Annotated in this window: 15 protein-coding genes; 7 read left to right on the forward strand and 8 right to left on the reverse strand. The window is 71.7% G+C overall.

Translation table 11 applies throughout. From position 1 onward, the window contains the following. Nucleotides 1-282: 282 nt before the first annotated feature. Complete coding sequence (locus tag PXH83_RS28735) at nt 283-891, reverse strand: dTDP-4-dehydrorhamnose 3,5-epimerase family protein (RefSeq protein ID WP_274564245.1); 609 nt, start codon at nt 889-891, stop codon at nt 283-285. 51 nt (nt 892-942) lie between these two features. Then, complete coding sequence (locus PXH83_RS28740) at nt 943-2,160, reverse strand: macrolide family glycosyltransferase (protein WP_274564247.1); 1,218 nt, start codon at nt 2,158-2,160, stop codon at nt 943-945. A 248-nt stretch (nt 2,161-2,408) separates the two neighbouring features. Here PXH83_RS28740 and PXH83_RS28745 point away from each other — a divergent pair, with 248 nt between their 5' ends. The 5 genes from PXH83_RS28745 to PXH83_RS28765 all read left to right on the forward strand — a co-directional run bounded on the left by PXH83_RS28745 (nt 2,409) and on the right by PXH83_RS28765 (nt 7,162). Then, nucleotides 2,409-3,275 carry a 3-hydroxyacyl-CoA dehydrogenase family protein gene (locus PXH83_RS28745; protein ID WP_274564249.1) on the forward strand — a complete coding sequence of 289 codons (867 nt, stop codon included), beginning with the start codon at nt 2,409-2,411 and terminating at the stop codon, nt 3,273-3,275. After that, nucleotides 3,272-3,592 (forward strand): acyl carrier protein, encoded by a 321-nt coding sequence (locus PXH83_RS28750; protein ID WP_274564251.1) that lies wholly within the window; start codon nt 3,272-3,274, stop codon nt 3,590-3,592. Before PXH83_RS28745 ends, PXH83_RS28750 begins: the two co-directional genes overlap by 4 nt. Continuing rightward, nucleotides 3,585-4,706, forward strand: a complete 1,122-nt coding sequence (locus tag PXH83_RS28755) for an acyl-CoA dehydrogenase family protein (RefSeq protein ID WP_274564253.1) — start codon at nt 3,585-3,587, stop codon at nt 4,704-4,706. The genes PXH83_RS28750 and PXH83_RS28755 overlap by 8 nt, the downstream gene beginning before the upstream one ends. 114 nt (nt 4,707-4,820) lie before the next feature. After that, complete coding sequence (locus tag PXH83_RS28760) at nt 4,821-5,933, forward strand: HAD-IIIC family phosphatase (protein WP_274564254.1); 1,113 nt, start codon at nt 4,821-4,823, stop codon at nt 5,931-5,933. Continuing rightward, nucleotides 5,930-7,162, forward strand: coding sequence for a class I SAM-dependent methyltransferase (locus PXH83_RS28765; protein WP_274564256.1), 1,233 nt, complete (start codon nt 5,930-5,932; stop codon nt 7,160-7,162). Before PXH83_RS28760 ends, PXH83_RS28765 begins: the two co-directional genes overlap by 4 nt. A 43-nt stretch (nt 7,163-7,205) precedes the next feature. Here PXH83_RS28765 and PXH83_RS28770 read toward each other — a convergent pair whose 3' ends face one another. The 5 genes from PXH83_RS28770 to PXH83_RS28790 all read right to left on the reverse strand — a co-directional run bounded on the left by PXH83_RS28770 (nt 7,206) and on the right by PXH83_RS28790 (nt 13,072). Further along, complete coding sequence (locus PXH83_RS28770) at nt 7,206-8,213, reverse strand: aldo/keto reductase (protein WP_274564258.1); 1,008 nt, start codon at nt 8,211-8,213, stop codon at nt 7,206-7,208. Next, nucleotides 8,210-9,202, reverse strand: a complete 993-nt coding sequence (locus tag PXH83_RS28775; RefSeq protein ID WP_274564259.1) for an NAD-dependent epimerase/dehydratase family protein — start codon at nt 9,200-9,202, stop codon at nt 8,210-8,212. The genes PXH83_RS28770 and PXH83_RS28775 overlap by 4 nt, the downstream gene beginning before the upstream one ends. Before the next feature lies 1 nt (nt 9,203). Further along, nucleotides 9,204-10,379: a glycosyltransferase gene (locus PXH83_RS28780; protein ID WP_274564260.1), complete on the reverse strand. Its 1,176-nt coding sequence runs from the start codon at nt 10,377-10,379 to the stop codon at nt 9,204-9,206. 119 nt (nt 10,380-10,498) lie between these two features. Next, entirely contained in the window at nt 10,499-11,767 is a 1,269-nt protein-coding gene (locus tag PXH83_RS28785; protein ID WP_274564261.1) for an activator-dependent family glycosyltransferase, read from the reverse strand. 57 nt (nt 11,768-11,824) lie between these two features. Beyond that, nucleotides 11,825-13,072, reverse strand: a complete 1,248-nt coding sequence (locus tag PXH83_RS28790; RefSeq protein WP_274564262.1) for a cytochrome P450 family protein — start codon at nt 13,070-13,072, stop codon at nt 11,825-11,827. A gap of 311 nt (nt 13,073-13,383) precedes the next feature. Here PXH83_RS28790 and PXH83_RS28795 point away from each other — a divergent pair, with 311 nt between their 5' ends. After that, nucleotides 13,384-14,424, forward strand: a complete 1,041-nt coding sequence (locus PXH83_RS28795; protein ID WP_274564263.1) for a Gfo/Idh/MocA family protein — start codon at nt 13,384-13,386, stop codon at nt 14,422-14,424. Nucleotides 14,425-14,522: 98 nt separating this feature from the next. Here the strand turns inward: PXH83_RS28795 and PXH83_RS28800 are convergent, their stop codons facing one another. Continuing rightward, nucleotides 14,523-15,563 carry an NAD-dependent epimerase/dehydratase family protein gene (locus PXH83_RS28800; RefSeq protein WP_274564264.1) on the reverse strand — a complete coding sequence of 347 codons (1,041 nt, stop codon included), beginning with the start codon at nt 15,561-15,563 and terminating at the stop codon, nt 14,523-14,525. A 316-nt stretch (nt 15,564-15,879) separates the two neighbouring features. On the opposite strand from PXH83_RS28800, the gene hflX reads away from it, so the two are divergent. After that, nucleotides 15,880-17,277 carry a GTPase HflX gene (gene hflX / locus PXH83_RS28805; RefSeq protein ID WP_274565200.1) on the forward strand — a complete coding sequence of 466 codons (1,398 nt, stop codon included), beginning with the start codon at nt 15,880-15,882 and terminating at the stop codon, nt 17,275-17,277. Nucleotides 17,278-17,325 lie beyond the last annotated feature (48 nt).

Genomic DNA, 17,325 nt, shown 5'->3' on the forward strand with positions numbered 1-17,325 from the left:
TGGTGCAGCCGCAGGGGGAGTCGGACGAGTGGCGCGCGGTCGGCGGGGAATGCCGGGCGGCGTCCTCGCGCGCGGTCTGCGCGAAGAACTCGGCCGTTCTCGTCCAGCGGGGCGGCGGCTGTCAGTTCCGGAATTGCATGAGCGGTTGCGGGCCGACTTCGCAACCGTTCCTTTTCCTTGGCGCCCTGTTTTCATGGCGCCGCAGGTCTTTTACGCGTTTGTCCCTGCCGGCGTCGGCGTCGGCGTCGACCCCGACCCCGGCAAGGCTTTTTGGGAACGCATTCAGTCAAGAGCGGCGGGTAGGGGCTCACGGACCCGCAGGCACTCCTCGTACGTCGGCAGGATCCCCGCGGAGACGGCCGCCCGCAGGGACGGCGCCGCGGCGTCCCTGGCGGACCGGATCGGAGTGTCGGCCAGGTCCCAGGGCAGGTCGAGTTCGGGGTCCAGCGCATCGACGTCGATGACCATGCCCGGGACGTATTCGTGTGTGCACAGATAGTTCATACAGGTGTCGTCCACGAGTGCCACATAGCCCAGGCCGATGCCGTCCGGCAGGTAGAGGGCGGTGCCCGACCGCGGATCCTGCCGGACGGCCTCGTACCGTCCGAAGCTCGGCGACCCCACCCTCATGTCGACCACCATGGTCAGTACCGAACCCCGCACGCAGGTGAGGATCTTGCCCTGGCCCGGCGGCAGTGTGGTGGCGTGGAGACCGCGCAGCACATTGCGCCCGGAGACGGTGAAGTTGACCTGCCGGACCGCGATCGAGTGACCGACGGCAGCCTCCAGCGGCCTCTGGCGCACGGCTTCGTAGAACCGGCCCCGATGGTCGGGAATGGGCTCCGGATCAATGCGGAAGACGTCGGGCACGGTCGTTTCGGTGATGAGCATGGAGCGATCCCGCCGGTCGGAAGGTGAACGCGTTTCGGATGCGAGGACGCCTCAGCTCCCCTGGGGCAGCAGTCCCTCGACCGCGTCGGCCGCCGCATTCGCCCCGCCGGCCGCCGTGATCTGCTCACGGATCTTCCGCATGTTCGCCGGGATCCGGGAGTCCTCCAGCACCCGCCGCACGGTGGCACGCAGGGACTCGGCCGTCAGCTCCGAGTTCAGGAGCTGGTCACCGAGACCCAGTTCGACGATCCGCCGCGCGGTGGCCCGAGGCTCCGGCATCACCGGGATCGCCACCACCGGCACCTCGTGCGAGAACACCTCCATGGCGGTGCTCATCCCGCCGTGGTTCACCACCACGGCGGTGTGCGGGAGCACATCGCGCAGCGACACGAAGTCGTGCACCCGGACGTTGTCGGGAAGCGGGCCCAGGTCGGCGGCGGGCACCCCGCCGCCCAGCACCAGAAGGACGTTCCAGGGCTCGTCGCGGAACGCCTCCAGGCAGGTGCGGAAGAAGTCCGGCCGGTCGTTGTAGAGGGTTCCCAGGCTCACCAGCACCAAGGGCCGGCCGTCGTCGTCCGTCGGCGTCCACTCGCCGTGGAACGCGGTCCGGGGCGGGCAGGGGCCGACGAAGTGGTGCTGTTCGTCGAAGGTCTCGCCCGCGTACTGGAACGAGCGCGGCATGTACAGCAGGGCCGGGCCGCCGTGCAGGACCCCGGTGAAGGCGGCCAGGTCGTGCTCGACGCCCTGCTCCTCCAGCAGCCGCTCGATCCGCGCGAGCAGCTTGTGCAGCTCGGGATCGTCCGGCGGCTCGGCCGAGTCGACGGGCGGATGCAGCGACCAGTGCTCGTTGGCGGCGTAGGTCGGAGTGCTGCGGATGACCGGGATGTCCCACCGGTCCGCCAGCAGCCGCCCCGTCCACAGCGACGACGGGTCGTTGACGACGACATCGGGACGGTTCTCGGCGAAGTGCCGCTCCAGCGGTTCCAGGGTCTGCGCCGTCATGTCCAGCAGCCACTCCAGGACCCGTACGAACTCGCCCTCGTCCGTGTACTCGTCCGCGTCCTGCCGAGGCACCATCTGGTCCAGGAACCGTTGCTTGTCCACGGGATAGGTGACCACCTCGGCGCCGATCAGCCGGGCCCGCTCGGCGAGCTCCCCGGACAGCGCGTACGTCACCCGGTGGCCGCGCGCCACCAGCTCCTCGGCGACTCCCAGCGTCGGATTCACATGCCCGGCAACCGGAAGGATGAAGAATGCGATATGAGCCATGTGAAACCCTTCATACGTCGAGGTCGTTCAAACCACGGGCCCTTGGCAGGAAACGGCGGTAATTCCGCCGCGCGTTCGCCGGGCGCACTTTAGGTACGGAACTCCGGGGTGGACAAGCCGGAGATGACATAGCCTCCGCCAGGCCCGCACCGCTTCCTAGGTGACAAAGTCACGGCCAAGTGATGGAGCACAGAAGCGATTCGGGACAGCATTTCGCACAGCCGTCGTCCCGGGATTCTGGAGGCTCTGTGCCCAATTCCAATGAAAATTCTCCGCTCGTCGTGCTCGGAGCGGGTGTCATGGGCACGGCCATCGCCGCACTCGCCGTCGGACACGGACACCCGGTCACCCTGATCGACACGTCCGTCGAGGCGCGCGCCGCCGCCCCCGACACGGTCGCACTCCATCTGCGGACGGCCCGGCTGATGGGCGCGCTGCCCCACGACCGCCCGCCCGGCGAACTGACCGTCGAGGACGCCCTGAACGCCATCGCCGCCGTGACCGCCGTGATCGAGGCCGTCACCGAGGACCCCAAGAGGAAGGCGGAGGTCCTGGCGGACCTGGCGTCCGCGGCACGCCCCGGAACGCTGCTCATCAGCAACACCTCGGGCGTTCCCATCGACGAACTGGCCGATGCCGTCCCCCGCCCCGAGGACCTGGTCGGCGTGCACTTCATGAACCCCGCGTACGTGATCCGCACGGTCGAGGTGGTCCTGGGACCACGCAGCGGAGAGGCGGCCGCGGAGTCGACCCGGGAACTGCTGTCCGGACTGGGCCGCCGGGGCATCGTCGTCGGCGACGGCGCCGGGTTCGTGACCAGCCGCCTCCTGCACCGGATGCTCAACGACGCCATCGCGGTGGTGCACGAGGGCAGGGCCACCCCGGAAACCGTGGACGCGCTGATGCGCGACTGCATCGGCCACCGCACCGGACCACTGGCCACGGCCGATCTGATCGGGCTGGACAACCTGGCCGACTCGCTGCGGGTGATGCACGAACGGACCGGAGATCCGGCTCTCCGCCCGAGTGAACTGCTGCTGGACAAGGTCCGGCAGGGCCTGCTCGGCCGCAAGAGCGGCCGGGGATTCTACGACTACCAGGAGACCATGCAATGACCACGACTTCCGGCCGGCCGGATTCGACCGGCACGACGCCCGCCGACGACGAGGTGGCCGAGGAACTGCTCGGTTTCCTCGCGGCCAACACCAAGACCACCTGGGAGCGCGACCAGGACCTGTTCGCCGTCGGTGGCATGTCCTCGCTGTTCGCCATGCAGCTCGTCGTGCACCTGGAGAAGACCCACGGAATCGTCATCAGCGGCGCCGACCTGATGCTCGACAACTTCCGCACCGTCGACGCGATGGTCCGGCTGGTCGGACGGCTGGCCGCGCCCGGTCCGACCGGCGAGGCGACCGGGCCCGCCGGTGGCTGACGCGCCGCATGCCGCCGCATCCGAGGCCGAGGAACTGTTCACCGAGCTGGTCGGCGACCGGGCGGCCGAGTGGGACCGTACGGGCGAGCTGCCCCTCTCCCTGCTGCGCGATCTCGGCTCCCGGGGCCTGCTGTGCGCGCAGGCGCCCGCGGCCCACGGCGGCCTCGGCTGGTCCAGTCGGCGCAACGGCGAACTCACCGCGCACGTGGGCGCCCTGTGCAGCTCCCTGCGGAGCGTCATGACCTCGCAGGGCATGGCGGCCTGGACGCTGCGCCGACTCGCCGGAGCGGACCAACAGGCCCCGCTGACTTCCCGGTTGACCAGTGGCGAACTGGCCGCCGTGGCCTTCACCGAAGCCGGCGCCGGCAGTGACCTGTCCGCCTTGCGGACCCGTATCGCCTTCGACGGGGACGAGATCGTCGTCGACGGGGTCAAGGTGTGGGCGACCAACGCCGCCTACGCGGACCTGCTGGTGGTCTTCGGGCGCACGGAGGAGGGCGCGGGGGCCGTCGTGGTGCCCGCCTCGGCCCCCGGCGTACGGATCGAGCGCATCGCCGACGCGCACGGCTGCCGCGCGGCCGGTCATGCGAACATCCACCTGGACGGGGTCCGGCTGCCGGCCGACGCCCTCCTGCAGGGCCACGACCGCACCCCCGCCCTGCTGGTCACCACCGCGCTGAGCTACGGCCGGATGTCCGTGGCATGGGGCTCCCTGGGCATCCTGCGCGGCTGTCTGGCCGCCGCCGTGCGGCACACCAGCGGACGGGAGCAGTTCGGCACGCGGCTTTCGGAACACCAACTCGTCGCCCGGCACCTCGCCGAACTGTTCATCGCCGAACAGCACGCCGCCAGGGCGTGCGAGTACGCCAGCGCCCAGTGGGACGAGGGCAGCCCCGACATGGTGATCGCCGCCGTCCTGGCCAAGCACGTCGCGGCCACCGGCGCCGCACGCGGCGCCGAGCGGGCCGTGCAGGTGCTGGCGTCGGCCGGGGCCCGCGACGGGCATGTCGTCGCCCGGGCGCACCGCGACGCCAAGCTCATGGAAATCATCGAGGGCAGCAACGAGATCTGCGAGCTGATCCTGGCCCGGCATGCGGTGTCCGCCGCGGGATGAACGGGCCGTAATCCTTCTGGTCCCGGCGGTGTCCGCCTGTCGAAGAGTCGCGGCCGCATCCGCCGTATCGAGACAGTCGCGGTCGCATCCGCCGTATCGAGAGAAAGGAACGACGTGCACCGGGACAACGCCGCCGAGCCCCTGGTCAAATGCCTGGTCTGGGATCTGGACAACACCCTCTGGCAGGGCACACTCCTGGAGGAGGACGAGGTCCGGCTCACCCCGGACGTCCTGCGGACCATCGCCGAGCTGGACGCGCGCGGCATCCTCCAGGCCGTGGCCAGCAAGAACGACCACGACCACGCCTGGGCGAAACTGGAACAGCTCGGCGTCGCCGAATACTTCGTGCTCCCGCAGATCGGCTGGGGGCCGAAGTCGAAGTCGGTCCGCGAGATCGCCGACCGGCTCAACTTCGCGCTCGGCACCCTCGCCTTCATCGACGACCAGCCCTTCGAACGCGCCGAGGTGACACACGAGTTGCCGGAGGTCCGCACCTACACCGCCGGACAGGCGACCGGGTTGACCGACCTGCCGGAGTTCAGCCCGGACACCGTCACCGTCGACTCGCGGCGCCGCCGCTCGATGTACCAGGCGTCCTTCCGGCGAGACGCCGAACGGTCCGACTTCACCGGGCCCGACGCGGACTTCCTGCGCTCGCTGGACATCAGGATGCGGATCAGCCGCGCCACCCCCCACGAGCTGTCCCGGGTCGAGGAACTCACCCTGCGCACCAGCCAGATGAACGCCACCGGAGTGCACTACTCCGAGGACGATCTGCGCGCCCTCATCGACGACCCCGACCACGAGGTGCTGGTCACCACGGTCACCGATCGCTTCGGCCCCTACGGAGCGGTCGGCGTCGTGCTGCTGCGGCGCAGCCCCGACGCCTGGCGGATCAAGCTGCTGGCCACCTCGTGCCGGGTGGTGTCCCTCGGCGCCGGCACGGCGATCCTGCGCTGGCTGACCGACCAGGCACACCGGGCCGGGGTGCACCTCGGCGCGGACTTCCGCGCCACCGAACGCAACCGAATGATGGAAGTGGCCTACCGCTTCGCCGGATTCACCGATGACCCCTGCCCGTGCCAGGACGCGTCCGCCCCCACCGGTGCGATCGGCCGCCTGCACCTGATGCCGTCCCCCCAGCCCACCCCCGACACCCTCCGTCTCGAAGCCCCCGACCTGGCCCCGGGCCGGCGCCCCGGCCCGGATTCCGAAAGGACCCCATGATTGCCACCGCGTGCCGCGTCTGCGGCAACAAGGAGCTGCTCTCCGTACTCGACCTGGGCGAACAAGCGCTCACCGGAGTGTTCCCGACGAGCCGCGAACAGGTTGTGCCGTCGGTCCCGCTCGAACTCGTCGTCTGTTCCCCGGCCGGATGCGGCCTCGTGCAACTGCGCCACACCCCCGATCCGGACCTCATGTACGGAGAGGGCTACGGCTACCGCTCGGGCATCCGGCCGTTCATGGTCGACCACCTCCACGGCAAGGTCGCCGCCATCCGCGAGCTGGTGGACCTCGGCCCGGACGACCTGGTCGTCGACATCGGCAGCAACGACGCGACACTGCTGAGCGGCTACCCTGCCGACGGCCCCCAACTGGTCGGCATCGACCCGACCGGCGGGAAGTTCCGCGAACTGTACCCGCGGAACGCCGAGTTGATCGTCGACTACTTCACCCGCGAGACCTTCGAGAGCCGGTTCGGCGCGCGGCGGGCGAAGGTCGTCACCTCGATAGCCATGTTCTACGACCTGCCGGACCCGCTGCGCTTCATGAGCGACGTCCGCGACGTCCTCACCGAGGACGGCATCTGGATGATGGAGCAGAGCTACCTGCCCGCCATGCTCGAAGCCGACGCGTACGACATCGTCTGCCACGAGCACCTGGAGTACTACGCCCTCCGGCAGATCGAGTGGATGGCAGAGCGGGTCGGCCTGACTGTCATCAGGGCCGAGCTCACCGAGGTGTACGGCGGCAGCCTGTGCGTCACGCTGGCCAGGAGCGGCTCCCAGCACCGGAAGGACGATGCGGGCCTGGCCCGCATCCGTGCCCGGGAGGCCGCGGCGGGACTGGACGGCATGGCGCCGTTCGAGGGCTTCGCCCGCCGGGTCGTGAACCAGCGGGGCGCCCTGCGCGACTTCCTCGACCGCTCCCGCGAAGAGGGCAGGCTGACCCTGGGGTACGGCGCCTCCACCAAGGGCAACGTCATCCTGCAGTACTGCGGGATCACCGAGCGGGACCTGCCCTGCATCGGTGAGGTGAGCGAGGAGAAGGCGGGCCGCTTCACCCCGGGAACGGCCATCCCCATCGTGTCCGAACAGGACGCGAAGGCACAGAAGCCGGACCAATTGCTGGTCCTGCCCTGGATCTACCGGGACGGATTCGTCGAGCGGGAACGGGACTTCCTCGACGGCGGCGGCCGACTGATCTTCCCGCTGCCCGCGCTCGACGTCGTATGACCGGCGGCATCGGCCGGCGTGACGTCGGCCGATGCACCGCCCTTCAGCTGATCCACGCATCCGGCGCCCGGCCGCCGTTGCCCAGGGCCGGGAAGATGGCGTCCAGTTCGGCCAGTTCGGCCTCCCCGAGGACCAGGTCCAGGGCCCGCAGCGCCGAGTCCAGCTGCTCCACCGTGCGCGGCCCGATCACCGCACCGCTGATCCCCGGCCGGGACAGCACCCAGGCCAGGCCGACCTCGGCCGGGTCCGCCCCGATCCGGTCGCAGAACCCCTCGTACGCCTCGATCGTGGCGTGCAGCTCGGGCAACAGCAGTTGGGCCCGCCCCTGCGCCGACTTCACCGCAGTGCCCGCCGCCAGCTTGCGCAACACCCCGCTGAGCAGCCCGCCGTGCAGCGGCGACCAGGCGAACACTCCCAGCCCGTACGCCTGCGCCGCCGGCAACAACTCCAACTCGGCGTGCCGTACCGCCAGGTTGTACAGGCACTGCTCGGACACCAGCCCGAGGGACCGCCGCCGCCGCGCGGCGTCCTGTGCGGCGGCGACGTTCCAGCCCGCGAAGTTCGACGACCCCACGTAGGTCACCTTGCCGCTCGCCACCAGACGGTCCATCGCCTGCCAGATCTCGTCCCAGGGAGCGGCGTGGTCGATGCGGTGCATCTGGTACAGGTCGATGTGGTCCACCCTCAGACGCCGCAGCGACTGCTCGCAGGCCGTGATGATGTGCCGGGCCGACAGGCCGCCGTCGTTGAGCCGTTCGCTCATGTCCCCGCCGACCTTGGTGGCCAGCAGGACGTCCTCCCGCCGCGCGGCGCTCTTGGCCAGCCAACGGCCCACCAACTCCTCGGTGTGCCCCTTGTGGACCCGCCAACCGTAGATGTCCGCCGTGTCGATGCAGTTGATGCCGCGGTCGACCGCCGTCTCCATCAGGTGCATCGCGTCCGCGTCCTCGACCCGGCCGCTGAAGTTCACGGTGCCCAGCCAGAGCCGGCTCACCAGCGTCGCGCTGCGGCCGAGCCGCGTGTGCGCGGCCTGATTCCGGTCCGTGCTCAACCTCGGATCCCACCCCTCGATTCCGCGGCCACCATCGTCTCCACCACGGCGCTGAGCCCCGCCTGCAACGGAACGCGGGGAGACCATCCGGTCACCGCGCGAAACGCGGAGGGGTCGGAGACCGGGCTGTCGAAGTCGCCCGCCTCGGCATGGTCGGGCGGCTCCGTGGAGACCACCGGGACGGGGGGCCTCCCCGTCCGCTCGGACACCAGCCCGGCGATGGTCGAGAACACCTCTCCCAAGGGCTCCAGCCGGCCGGTGCCGACGGACCACGTGCCGCCGTCGAGCCGCGCCGCGTGGTCGAGCGCCGCCACGAAGGCGCGGGCCGCGTCCTCCACGTGGAGCAGATCGCGCCCGACCGTGCCGTCGTGCCACATCGTGACCGGCCCGTCCTCGACGGCCCGCCGCGCCACCGACGCGACCACCCCGCGACCGGTCCACCCGGTCAGCGGGCTGCGGCCGTACACGGTCGGCAGCCGCAGCACGACGCCCCGGACCACCCCCTCGGACGCGGCCCGCAGCAGGACCTCTTCGGCGGCCGACTTCTGCCGGGCGTACGCGCCCTGCCGGGCGACGTCGGCGCCGGCCTGCAGGGTACTGGCGAAGACCACGGCCGGGAGGGTGCCCGAGCGGCCCCGGAACGCGTCGACCAGGTCGTGCAGCAGGCCGACGTTCACCCGCGCCGACCGCTCGTCGGCCGCGCGCCACGACTGCGCGCCGCCGATGTGGGCGGCGAGGTGCACGACCGCGTCCGCCCCCTCGACGGCGTCCCGGACCTCGCCCGGCCGGGCGAGGTCCGCCCGGCGGACCTCGACGGCGGCCGGCGTCCCCGCGGGGACGGGGGCCTCGCGTCGGGACACCGCCCGCAGCCGCACCGGCGTGCGCGCCAACTCGGCGACCAGGGCGGATCCGATGAAGCCGGACGCGCCGACCACCGTGATCAACGGCCCGCGCGGATCGTTCGAACGGTTGAGTACTTCGGAAATCACGTCACACCGCATCCTCGTTCGCGTGGCTCCGCAGCATGCCCGGTGCAGGCCCCAGGTGCTCCAGGGGTCCGACCGCCGCCGACGGCGACGGCAGCAGCGCCATCGTCTCGGCGAGCCCGGCTGCCGCCTTGGCATACAGGGCGTTCTCCAGCAGTTCGGCGCACCCCGCGGCCACGGCCGCGGGAGTGGCCAGGGACGGTGGCACGAGCAGGGCCGCATCCGCCGCCGCCAGTGCCTGCGCGTTGTCGAACTGGTCGTCGAGCCGCGGCATGACGACCTGTGGCCGGCCCGCGGCCAGGGCGGTCAGGGACGTGCCCTGACCGCCGTGGTGCACCACCACGTCGCAGGCGGGCAGCACCTCGGCCAACGGCAGCCGGCCGGCGTGCCGCACCGCGGCGGGCAGCGGCGGCCACCGCGCGACGATGTCGTCGTCGACCGCGATCAGCAGCTCGCAGTCCGATCCGCGCGTCTCCTCCACCAGCTCCGCCAGGAAGTCGCGCACCCCGAACGCGCCGTACCGGGGCAGCATGGTGCCGAGCGTCACGCAGATCCGGGGCCTGCGGCCGCGCGTGAACGCCCACTCCGGCACGGGGGCGTCCCCGTGGGCCGGTACGTGCCGGATGCCGTCGTGGGCGACCGCGTCCGGCCGGCGCAGGGACACCGGCCACGGATCGAGCACGCGCGCGGGATCCGGGAACCGGTCGAGGCCGAGCGCGGTCAGCTCCGGCGCGAACTCCTCCTCGGCCGCGCGCCGGTACTCCTCCAGACAGGAGACCGACCAGTGGTAGCGGACCCACGGGATGCCGAGGGCCGCCGCGACCAGCGGTCCGGCGAACTCGGCCCGTTCGCTGACGATCAAGTCCGGCCGCCAGACGTCCGCCAGCCGCCGCACCCCGGCCAGGCTGCCCCGGGCGACGCGCGCCAACGCCCCGCCCAGGACGCCCCGCTGCCCCGCCTCGTCCCGAGACGGCGCGAGCGGTCCGTCGGCGACCGTGCCCGTGAAATCGACGGCGGGCCCGCACGAGGAGGACGGCAGCCCCGACCGCAGCGCGACCGGGACGAAGTTCTCCCGGGTCGTCACCAGGACGTCGTGACCGGCCGCCCGCAGGGCCCATGCCGTCGGCACGAGCGGAAGCAGGTGACCGGCGAGCGGCGCGGTCGTGAAAAGGGCCCGCATGAACACTCCAGTGTCCGGCGCGGACAGGCGAACCGGTCCACGGCTGAGTCGACGAGATCGATTACGCGCAGGAGTCGTGTCACGCGATAGCCTTGCTGCATCACACACTTGACGGCCCCTCAGGCACGGCGGTGCCGGGCCGTGAGGCTCTCCAGGGTCGGGACGATCCCGGCCGGACTGGGCATGGCCCGCATCCGCTCCTTCAACCGCTGCGCACCGTCGCGGAACTTCGGTTCCCCGAGCAGTCGCACCAGCGCGCTCCTCAGCGACTCGCCGGTCACCTCCTCCGGGGCGAAGGTGAGGGCGGCGGACGACTGCGCGAACATGTGCTGCCGCACGGCGGCGTCCAGGATGTTGCCGAGGATGATCTGCGGCACCCCGTGCAGCGCCGCGGTGTTGCACGTGCCCGAGCCGCTGTGGTTGATGATCGCCGAGCACGTCGGCAGCAACGCGTCCATGGGGACGAAGTCGACGATCCGGGTGTTGTCCGGGATCCGCGGCAGCAGGTCCCGCTGGGCGTCGTCCAGGGTCGCCACCAACTCGATGTCCAGGTCGGCCAGCGCTTCGATGAACTTCTGCACCGGCACCTCGTCCTCGCCGTACTCCCGCGAGGACACCCCCAGGGTCAGGCAGACGCGCGGGCGCTTCGGCTCCTCGGTCAGCCAGTCGGGAATCACCGCCGAGCCGTTGTACGGGGTGTAGCGCATCGGGACGGTCGGCAGGTCCAGGCCGAGGCTGACGCCCTCCGCCATGGGATCCACGCTCCACTGGCCGAGCACGTCCTCCTCCCGGAAGTCGCACCCGTAGCGCTCCAGCGCCCAGGTCAGCCACTCCGCGATCGGGTCGTCCCGGTGCTCCTCGGGCTGCTGCGCCTGGGCCTGGAGGAACTTCGTCCGCATCAGCCCGATCGTGTCCGGACCCCACAGGACGCGAGCATGCGCCGCCCCGCACGCACGGGCCGCCACCGGCCCCGCATAGGTGAACGGCTCCCAGAGCACCAGGTCGGGCTTCCACGACCTGGCGAAGTCGACGATGCTGTCGAGGGTCGTGGCGCCGTTGAGCGGTTCGAGCCACAGACCGGAGAGGATCACCTGCTGGGCGAGCAACTTCTCCCAGTCCAGGGCGTCCTGCAGGGTACCGAGGAAGTCGAACTCGTCGATCCCGTGCTGATACGGCTGAAGATCGCCCTCGACCTCCTCGAAGATCTGGGCCAGCGACTCCTCCTCGGCGAGCGGGAACCCCGGGATGCCGCTGGAGGTGATGGCGTCGATCAGCGACGGCTGGCCGGCCGCCACCACCTCGTGCCCCGAGGCACGCAGCGCCCAGATCAGAGGCACCAGGTGGTAGTAGTGCGTGTGGTGCGGAATGGAAGTCACGAGGACGCGCACGGGACTCCTTTCATCGGACTTCGAGGGGTTCTGAGGGGGATACCGGCCGGGGGCCTGTCAGGAGTACGCGACGGGGAACCGCGCATACCTGCCGAGGACGGGGGAGCGGCGCCGCCGGACGATGTCGCCCTCCCGCCGCAGCCGGGGGGCTACCTCGGCCAGCACGCCCAACGCGGTCTCGGCGGTTCGCCCGACGAACTCCCCGGAAAGTGCGAAGTACAGGTCGTCCGGCAGGCCCGCCCCGGCCGCCGTGGGCACGTTCGTCAGGTCCGCCGGTCCGGCGTCCGGGGCGGCCCCGCGCCGCGCGGCGCTCACGAGCACCACCACATGGCTCCCGGCGGGCAATGGGTGCCCCGTCGGCGCCACGTCCTCGTGGGCCACCCGGCTCTCCAGCCGCACCGGGGGCACGTACCGCAGGGTGTGCCGGACTGCGGCCGGCGCCAGAGCGGGGGAGTCGCACAGCGCCCGCCACCATCGCGGGCGGTCGAGCAGCAGGCGGACCGCATCGCACACCAGGGTCGTGGTCGTCTCGGCGGCCGAGAGCACCAGGCACATGGCGGCGGCCACCGCGTCGTCCGGGGCGGCCCCGGCGGCGACCATGCGGCCCAGCGCGCCGTCGCCGGCCCCGTCGGAGCGCGCGACGGCCACCTTGCCCAGCAGCGTGCGCAGCCCCTCGGCGGCCGAGTCCGCCGCGCGGGTGGCCGCCAGCGTCTGCGGACACAGCAGGCTGTCGAGCAGTGGCCCCGCCTCCCGCAGCAACTCCTCCCACTCCTCCCGCCGTTCGTCCGGCACCCCGAGCCACGCGGCCAGGACCAGCGCGGGCAGTCGGCGGGCGAAGTCCGCCGTCAGGTCGAAGCCGGAACCACGGCCGTCGAGCAGCCGACGACCGAGGTCCTCGGCGAGCCGGCGCCACTCGTCGGCGGCGCCCGCCCCCAACACCGGTTCGGCCACCCGCCGCAGACGCAGGTACGCGGCACGGTCCAGCCCGAGGCACGAGGCGGGCGACGGCTGCAGGTACTCCTCGGGGCGCCGCCCGGCGCGATCCAGCGCGCCGAACCGGGGATCGCCCAGCACGGCCGCGCCCACCTCCGGGTCCGCGGTCACCCAGGTCCCGATGTGGCTGCGGAACAGCGGTCCGCCGTCCCGTACCCGCTCCTCGTACGCCGACGGGTCGTCCGCCTGGCCGCGCAGGATGAGCGCATACGGATCGCCGTGGTTGCCGAAGTACCAGTGGGCGCCCCGTATCCGGTGCAGTCTGCGGCCCAGTTCGCGGTCCGCCAGCTCGGTCGTGATCGCGTCTGCCACCCGCGTCTCCTCTCTCAAATGGCGTGCCCCGAGGGCCGCTTCGGACAGGCGTCGCGTGGCCGCGGGCGCCGCGCTCACCTAACCCGGACCGCGACCGTCCCGTCCACAGATTGGGTGGCGAAGTGTCAGGTCAACGGGTCCGCAGGGCGGCGGCGGCCCCTTGGCGCGGCACTGTGTCAGATCGGCCTTGTCGTCGCGCCCCACGGCCGGGTAGCTTCAGGGCCGCCCATTGTCGGAAGCGACTCGTGGGTGCGCGCCGGCCGTTCACCACGCTGTGCCGTGACCATCCGGACCGATTGACGGAACCATCCATGACCGCCCTGGGTACTCCAGCCGAACCGTCCGCCGCACCCGGCCCGCCGTGGCCCGAAGCGTCCCCGGTGCTGCGCTTCGGAGCGATAGGTTGCGGCGACATCGCAGGCCGCCGCACCCTGCCCGCCCTGCTCTCCACCCCCGGCACCGTGCTGACCTGCGTCGGCAGCCGTGAACCGGAACGGGCCAAGGCCCTGGGGGAGCACTTCGGCTGCGAGGCGGTCGCGCCCTACGAGGCACTGCTGGAACGCCCCGACGTGGACGCCGTCTACATCGCCGTGCCCAGCATGCTGCACGCCAAATGGGCCGCCGCCGCGCTGCGGGCGGGCAAACACGTACTGGTGGAGAAGCCCGCCGCCGCCAACCACGCCGACGCGGCACGGCTTTTCGCCATGGCGCGGGAGCGCGGACTGGTGCTGATGGAGAACTTCATGTTCCTCCACCACTCGCAACACGCCACCGTCAAAGTGCTGTTGGAGACCGGGGCCATCGGAGACCTGCGCACCTTCTCCGCCGCCTTCACCATCCCGCCGCGCCCCGACGACGACATGCGCTACCGCCCCGACATCGGCGGCGGCGCACTCCTCGACAACGGCGTCTACCCGCTGCGCGCCGCGATCCACTTCCTCGGGCCCGAGCTGCGCCTGATGGGAGCGGTGCTGCGCCGCGAGCGGCGCCGGGGCGTGGTGGTCTCCGGCAGCGTCCTGCTGGCCGCGCCGACGGGGGTGGCCGCCCACCTCGCCTTCGGCATGGAACACGGCTACCGCTCGGCGTACGAACTGCACGGCAGCACCGGCTCGCTCGCCCTGAACCACGTCTTCACGACTCCGGACAGCCACCACCCCGTACTGCGGCTGTCCCGCCAGGACCACCGCGAAGAGCGAGTGCTGCCCGTGGACCGGCACTTCGTGAACATCCTGTCGGTCTTCCGCCGCGCGGTGACCCGGGCCGAGAACATCTCCGCCGAGTCGTATGCCGCCCTGCGTCAGGCGGCGTTGGTCGACGAGATCGTCGCCCGCGCCGAGACCGTCACGGTGTAGCTCCGCGCGAAGAGCCGGAAAGCGCCGCCCCATGGGTCGGAAACGGAAGACGCCGCTCCCCGCGAACGGGAAACGGCGCCGCACTCCCCGGGGCCGCGTCAGCCGGCCGCACCGCCGCGCGCGTCCCAGGCGGCGAGCAACTCCCTTTCCCGGGCCAGGGAAAGGCCGCAGCCGGCAGCGAGCGGAAGCTCAGGGACGGGCTGGTCCCGGATGACCTCCCAGGCGTCACGCACCGTCTCGGAGATCGGGCGGCAGGCCAGTCCCGCGGCCCGTGCGCGCGGCGCCCCGGCCGCCCAGACCAGGGTGTCCTGCGCGGTGTCGGGAACCCACAGCGGCAGGTCCGTCCACGGGCTCACGCCGTGGTCGGCGAAAAACCGGTCGTCGACCCATACCGGCTCGGCGGCGGACCCGGTGGCCTTGACGCACTCCGTGAGCAGATTCCCGAACGTGGTGTTCTTCTCCGGCGGGTTGACGATGTACGCGCCGGTGCGGCCCTCGGCGAGGCAGTCGAGGCCGAAGGCGGCGACATCGCGCACGTCGATCAGGCGCATGCCGACCTCGGGGCCGCCCGGGGCCAGAACCCGGCGGTGCTCCCCCTCGGCGGCGCGCATGCGCCACAGCCAGGCGTCGAGCATGCGCATGTTGTCGTGCGGCCCGAGGATGACGCCGGCCCGCAGGTGCAGGGTGCGGCCCACGAAGTGCTGGTCCACGGCGCGCTCGCAGCCGGCCTTCAGGGTGCCGTAGTCGCCGTCGGCGTGGTCCGGGCCTGCGTCCGGCGGGCAGTCGTAGGCCGGTGAGTCGTCGTCGACCGGGCGGACCGCCTGCGTCCAGTCGGGCAGGCAGGCGATGCTGGAGACGTAGAGGTAGGCGTCCGCGTGCCCGGACAGCGCCGCGGCCGAGGCGCCCACCGTACGGGGCACGTAGCCGCAGGTGTCCACGACCGCGTCCCAGCGCCTTCCGGACACCAGCCGCTCCAGGTCGCCGGCCGCCTCGCGATCACCCCTGACCGCCTCGACGCCGGGCAGGTCCGTGCCGCTGACGCCCCGGTTGAACGTGGTGACCTCGTGCCCGGCGGCCAGCGCCTCGGCGGCGTAGGCCCGGCCCACGAACTGTGAACCTCCGATAATGAGTACTCGCATGACATCACACTTGCCCGCTCCACGCCCGCGTGCGCAGTACCCGGTGCAGACTCTGTCAGCTGGAGACGTGATCACCGATACTTGTTTGCGCACCTCGGCGGGATGGCTAGGGTGGTCAACACGTGAGTTCCGGCAGCGACTTCAGCGGCACCGGCCTGTGGGGCGCGGTGCGGGCACGTCGGCCCATTTCCCGACCCGTGCGCATCCCGCCGAGCCGACCGCACACCACCCCGGAACGCTCCTGAGCCCCCAGAAGGGACGTACTTTGACACATCCCGAAGACTCCGCCGGCACCTCCCAGCGAGCCGACGCACTGATGAACGACACATTGGCCGCGGCCGACGCCGAAGGGTGGGACGGCGAGCAGTTCGACCGCGAGGACCGGGCCTCCCTCCGCCGCGTCGCGGGGCTGTCCACCGAATTGACCGACGTCTCCGAGGTCGAGTACCGCAAGCTGCGACTGGAGCGGGTGGTGCTCGTCGGCATCTGGACCTCGGGAACGGCCGCCGAGGCCGAGAGCTCGCTCGCCGAGCTGGCGGCGCTGGCCGAGACCGCGGGCGCCCTCGTGCTGGACGGGGTCGTGCAGCGCCGGCAGAAGCCCGACCCGGCGACGTACATCGGCTCGGGCAAGGCGTCGCAGCTGCGCGACATCGTCGAGGAGACCGGCGCCGACACCGTGGTGTGCGACGGAGAGCTGAGCCCCAGCCAGCTGATGCACCTCGAGGAGGTCGTGGGCGTCAAGGTCGTGGACCGCACGGCGCTGATCCTGGACATCTTCGCGCAGCACGCCCAGTCCCGGGAGGGCAAGGCGCAAGTGGCGCTGGCGCAGATGCAGTACATGCTGCCGCGGCTGCGCGGCTGGGGCCAGTCGCTGTCCCGGCAGATGGGCGGCGGCGGTGGCGGCGGCATGGCCACGCGCGGCCCCGGTGAGACGAAGATCGAGACGGACCGGCGGCGGATCAACGACAAGATGGCCCGACTGCGCCGGGAACTGGAGCAGTTAAAGACGGGCCGGGACGTGAAGCGGGAGGAACGACGGCGCAACAAGGTGCTGTCGGTCGCTCTCGCCGGCTACACCAACGCCGGGAAGTCCTCACTGCTCAACCGCCTCACCGGCGCCGGTGTCCTGGTGGAGAACGCCTTGTTCGCCACCCTGGACACGACCGTGCGGCGGGCGACCACGCCCAGCGGGCGCACGTACACCATCGCCGACACCGTGGGCTTCGTACGGCATCTCCCGCATCACCTGGTGGAGGCGTTCCGCTCCACGATCGAAGAGGTCGCGGACGCGCACCTGGTGCTGCACGTGGTCGACGGGTCGCACCCGGACCCCGGCGCGCAGCTGGCCTCCGTACGCGAGGTGCTGCGGGACGTGGGCGCCGCCGAGTCCACCGAGATCGTGGTCGTCAACAAGGCCGACGTCGCGGACCCGGACGTACTCGCCCGCCTGCTGGAGCAGGAGCCGGACGCGATCGTTGTCTCCGCCAGGTCGGGGCAGGGCATCGACGAGTTGCAGGAGCTGATCGACCGCCTGCTGCCGCACCCCGCCGTGGAGGTCGAGGTCGTGATCCCCTACGACGAGGGGGGCCTGGTGGCGCGGGCGCACGACGAGGGCGAGGTGCTCAGTGCCGAGCACACGCCGGAGGGCACCCTGCTCACGGCGCTGGTCCACCCCGACCTCGCCTCGGAGTTGCAGGCGCACCCGCGGCCGTGAACGTCGGGGTGGGGAGGGCCGACAGGGCCCTCCCCACCCCGACGTTCC

It is taken from the genome of Streptomyces spiramyceticus (assembly GCF_028807635.1).
GTDB classification, from domain to species: Bacteria; Actinomycetota; Actinomycetes; order Streptomycetales; family Streptomycetaceae; genus Streptomyces; species Streptomyces spiramyceticus.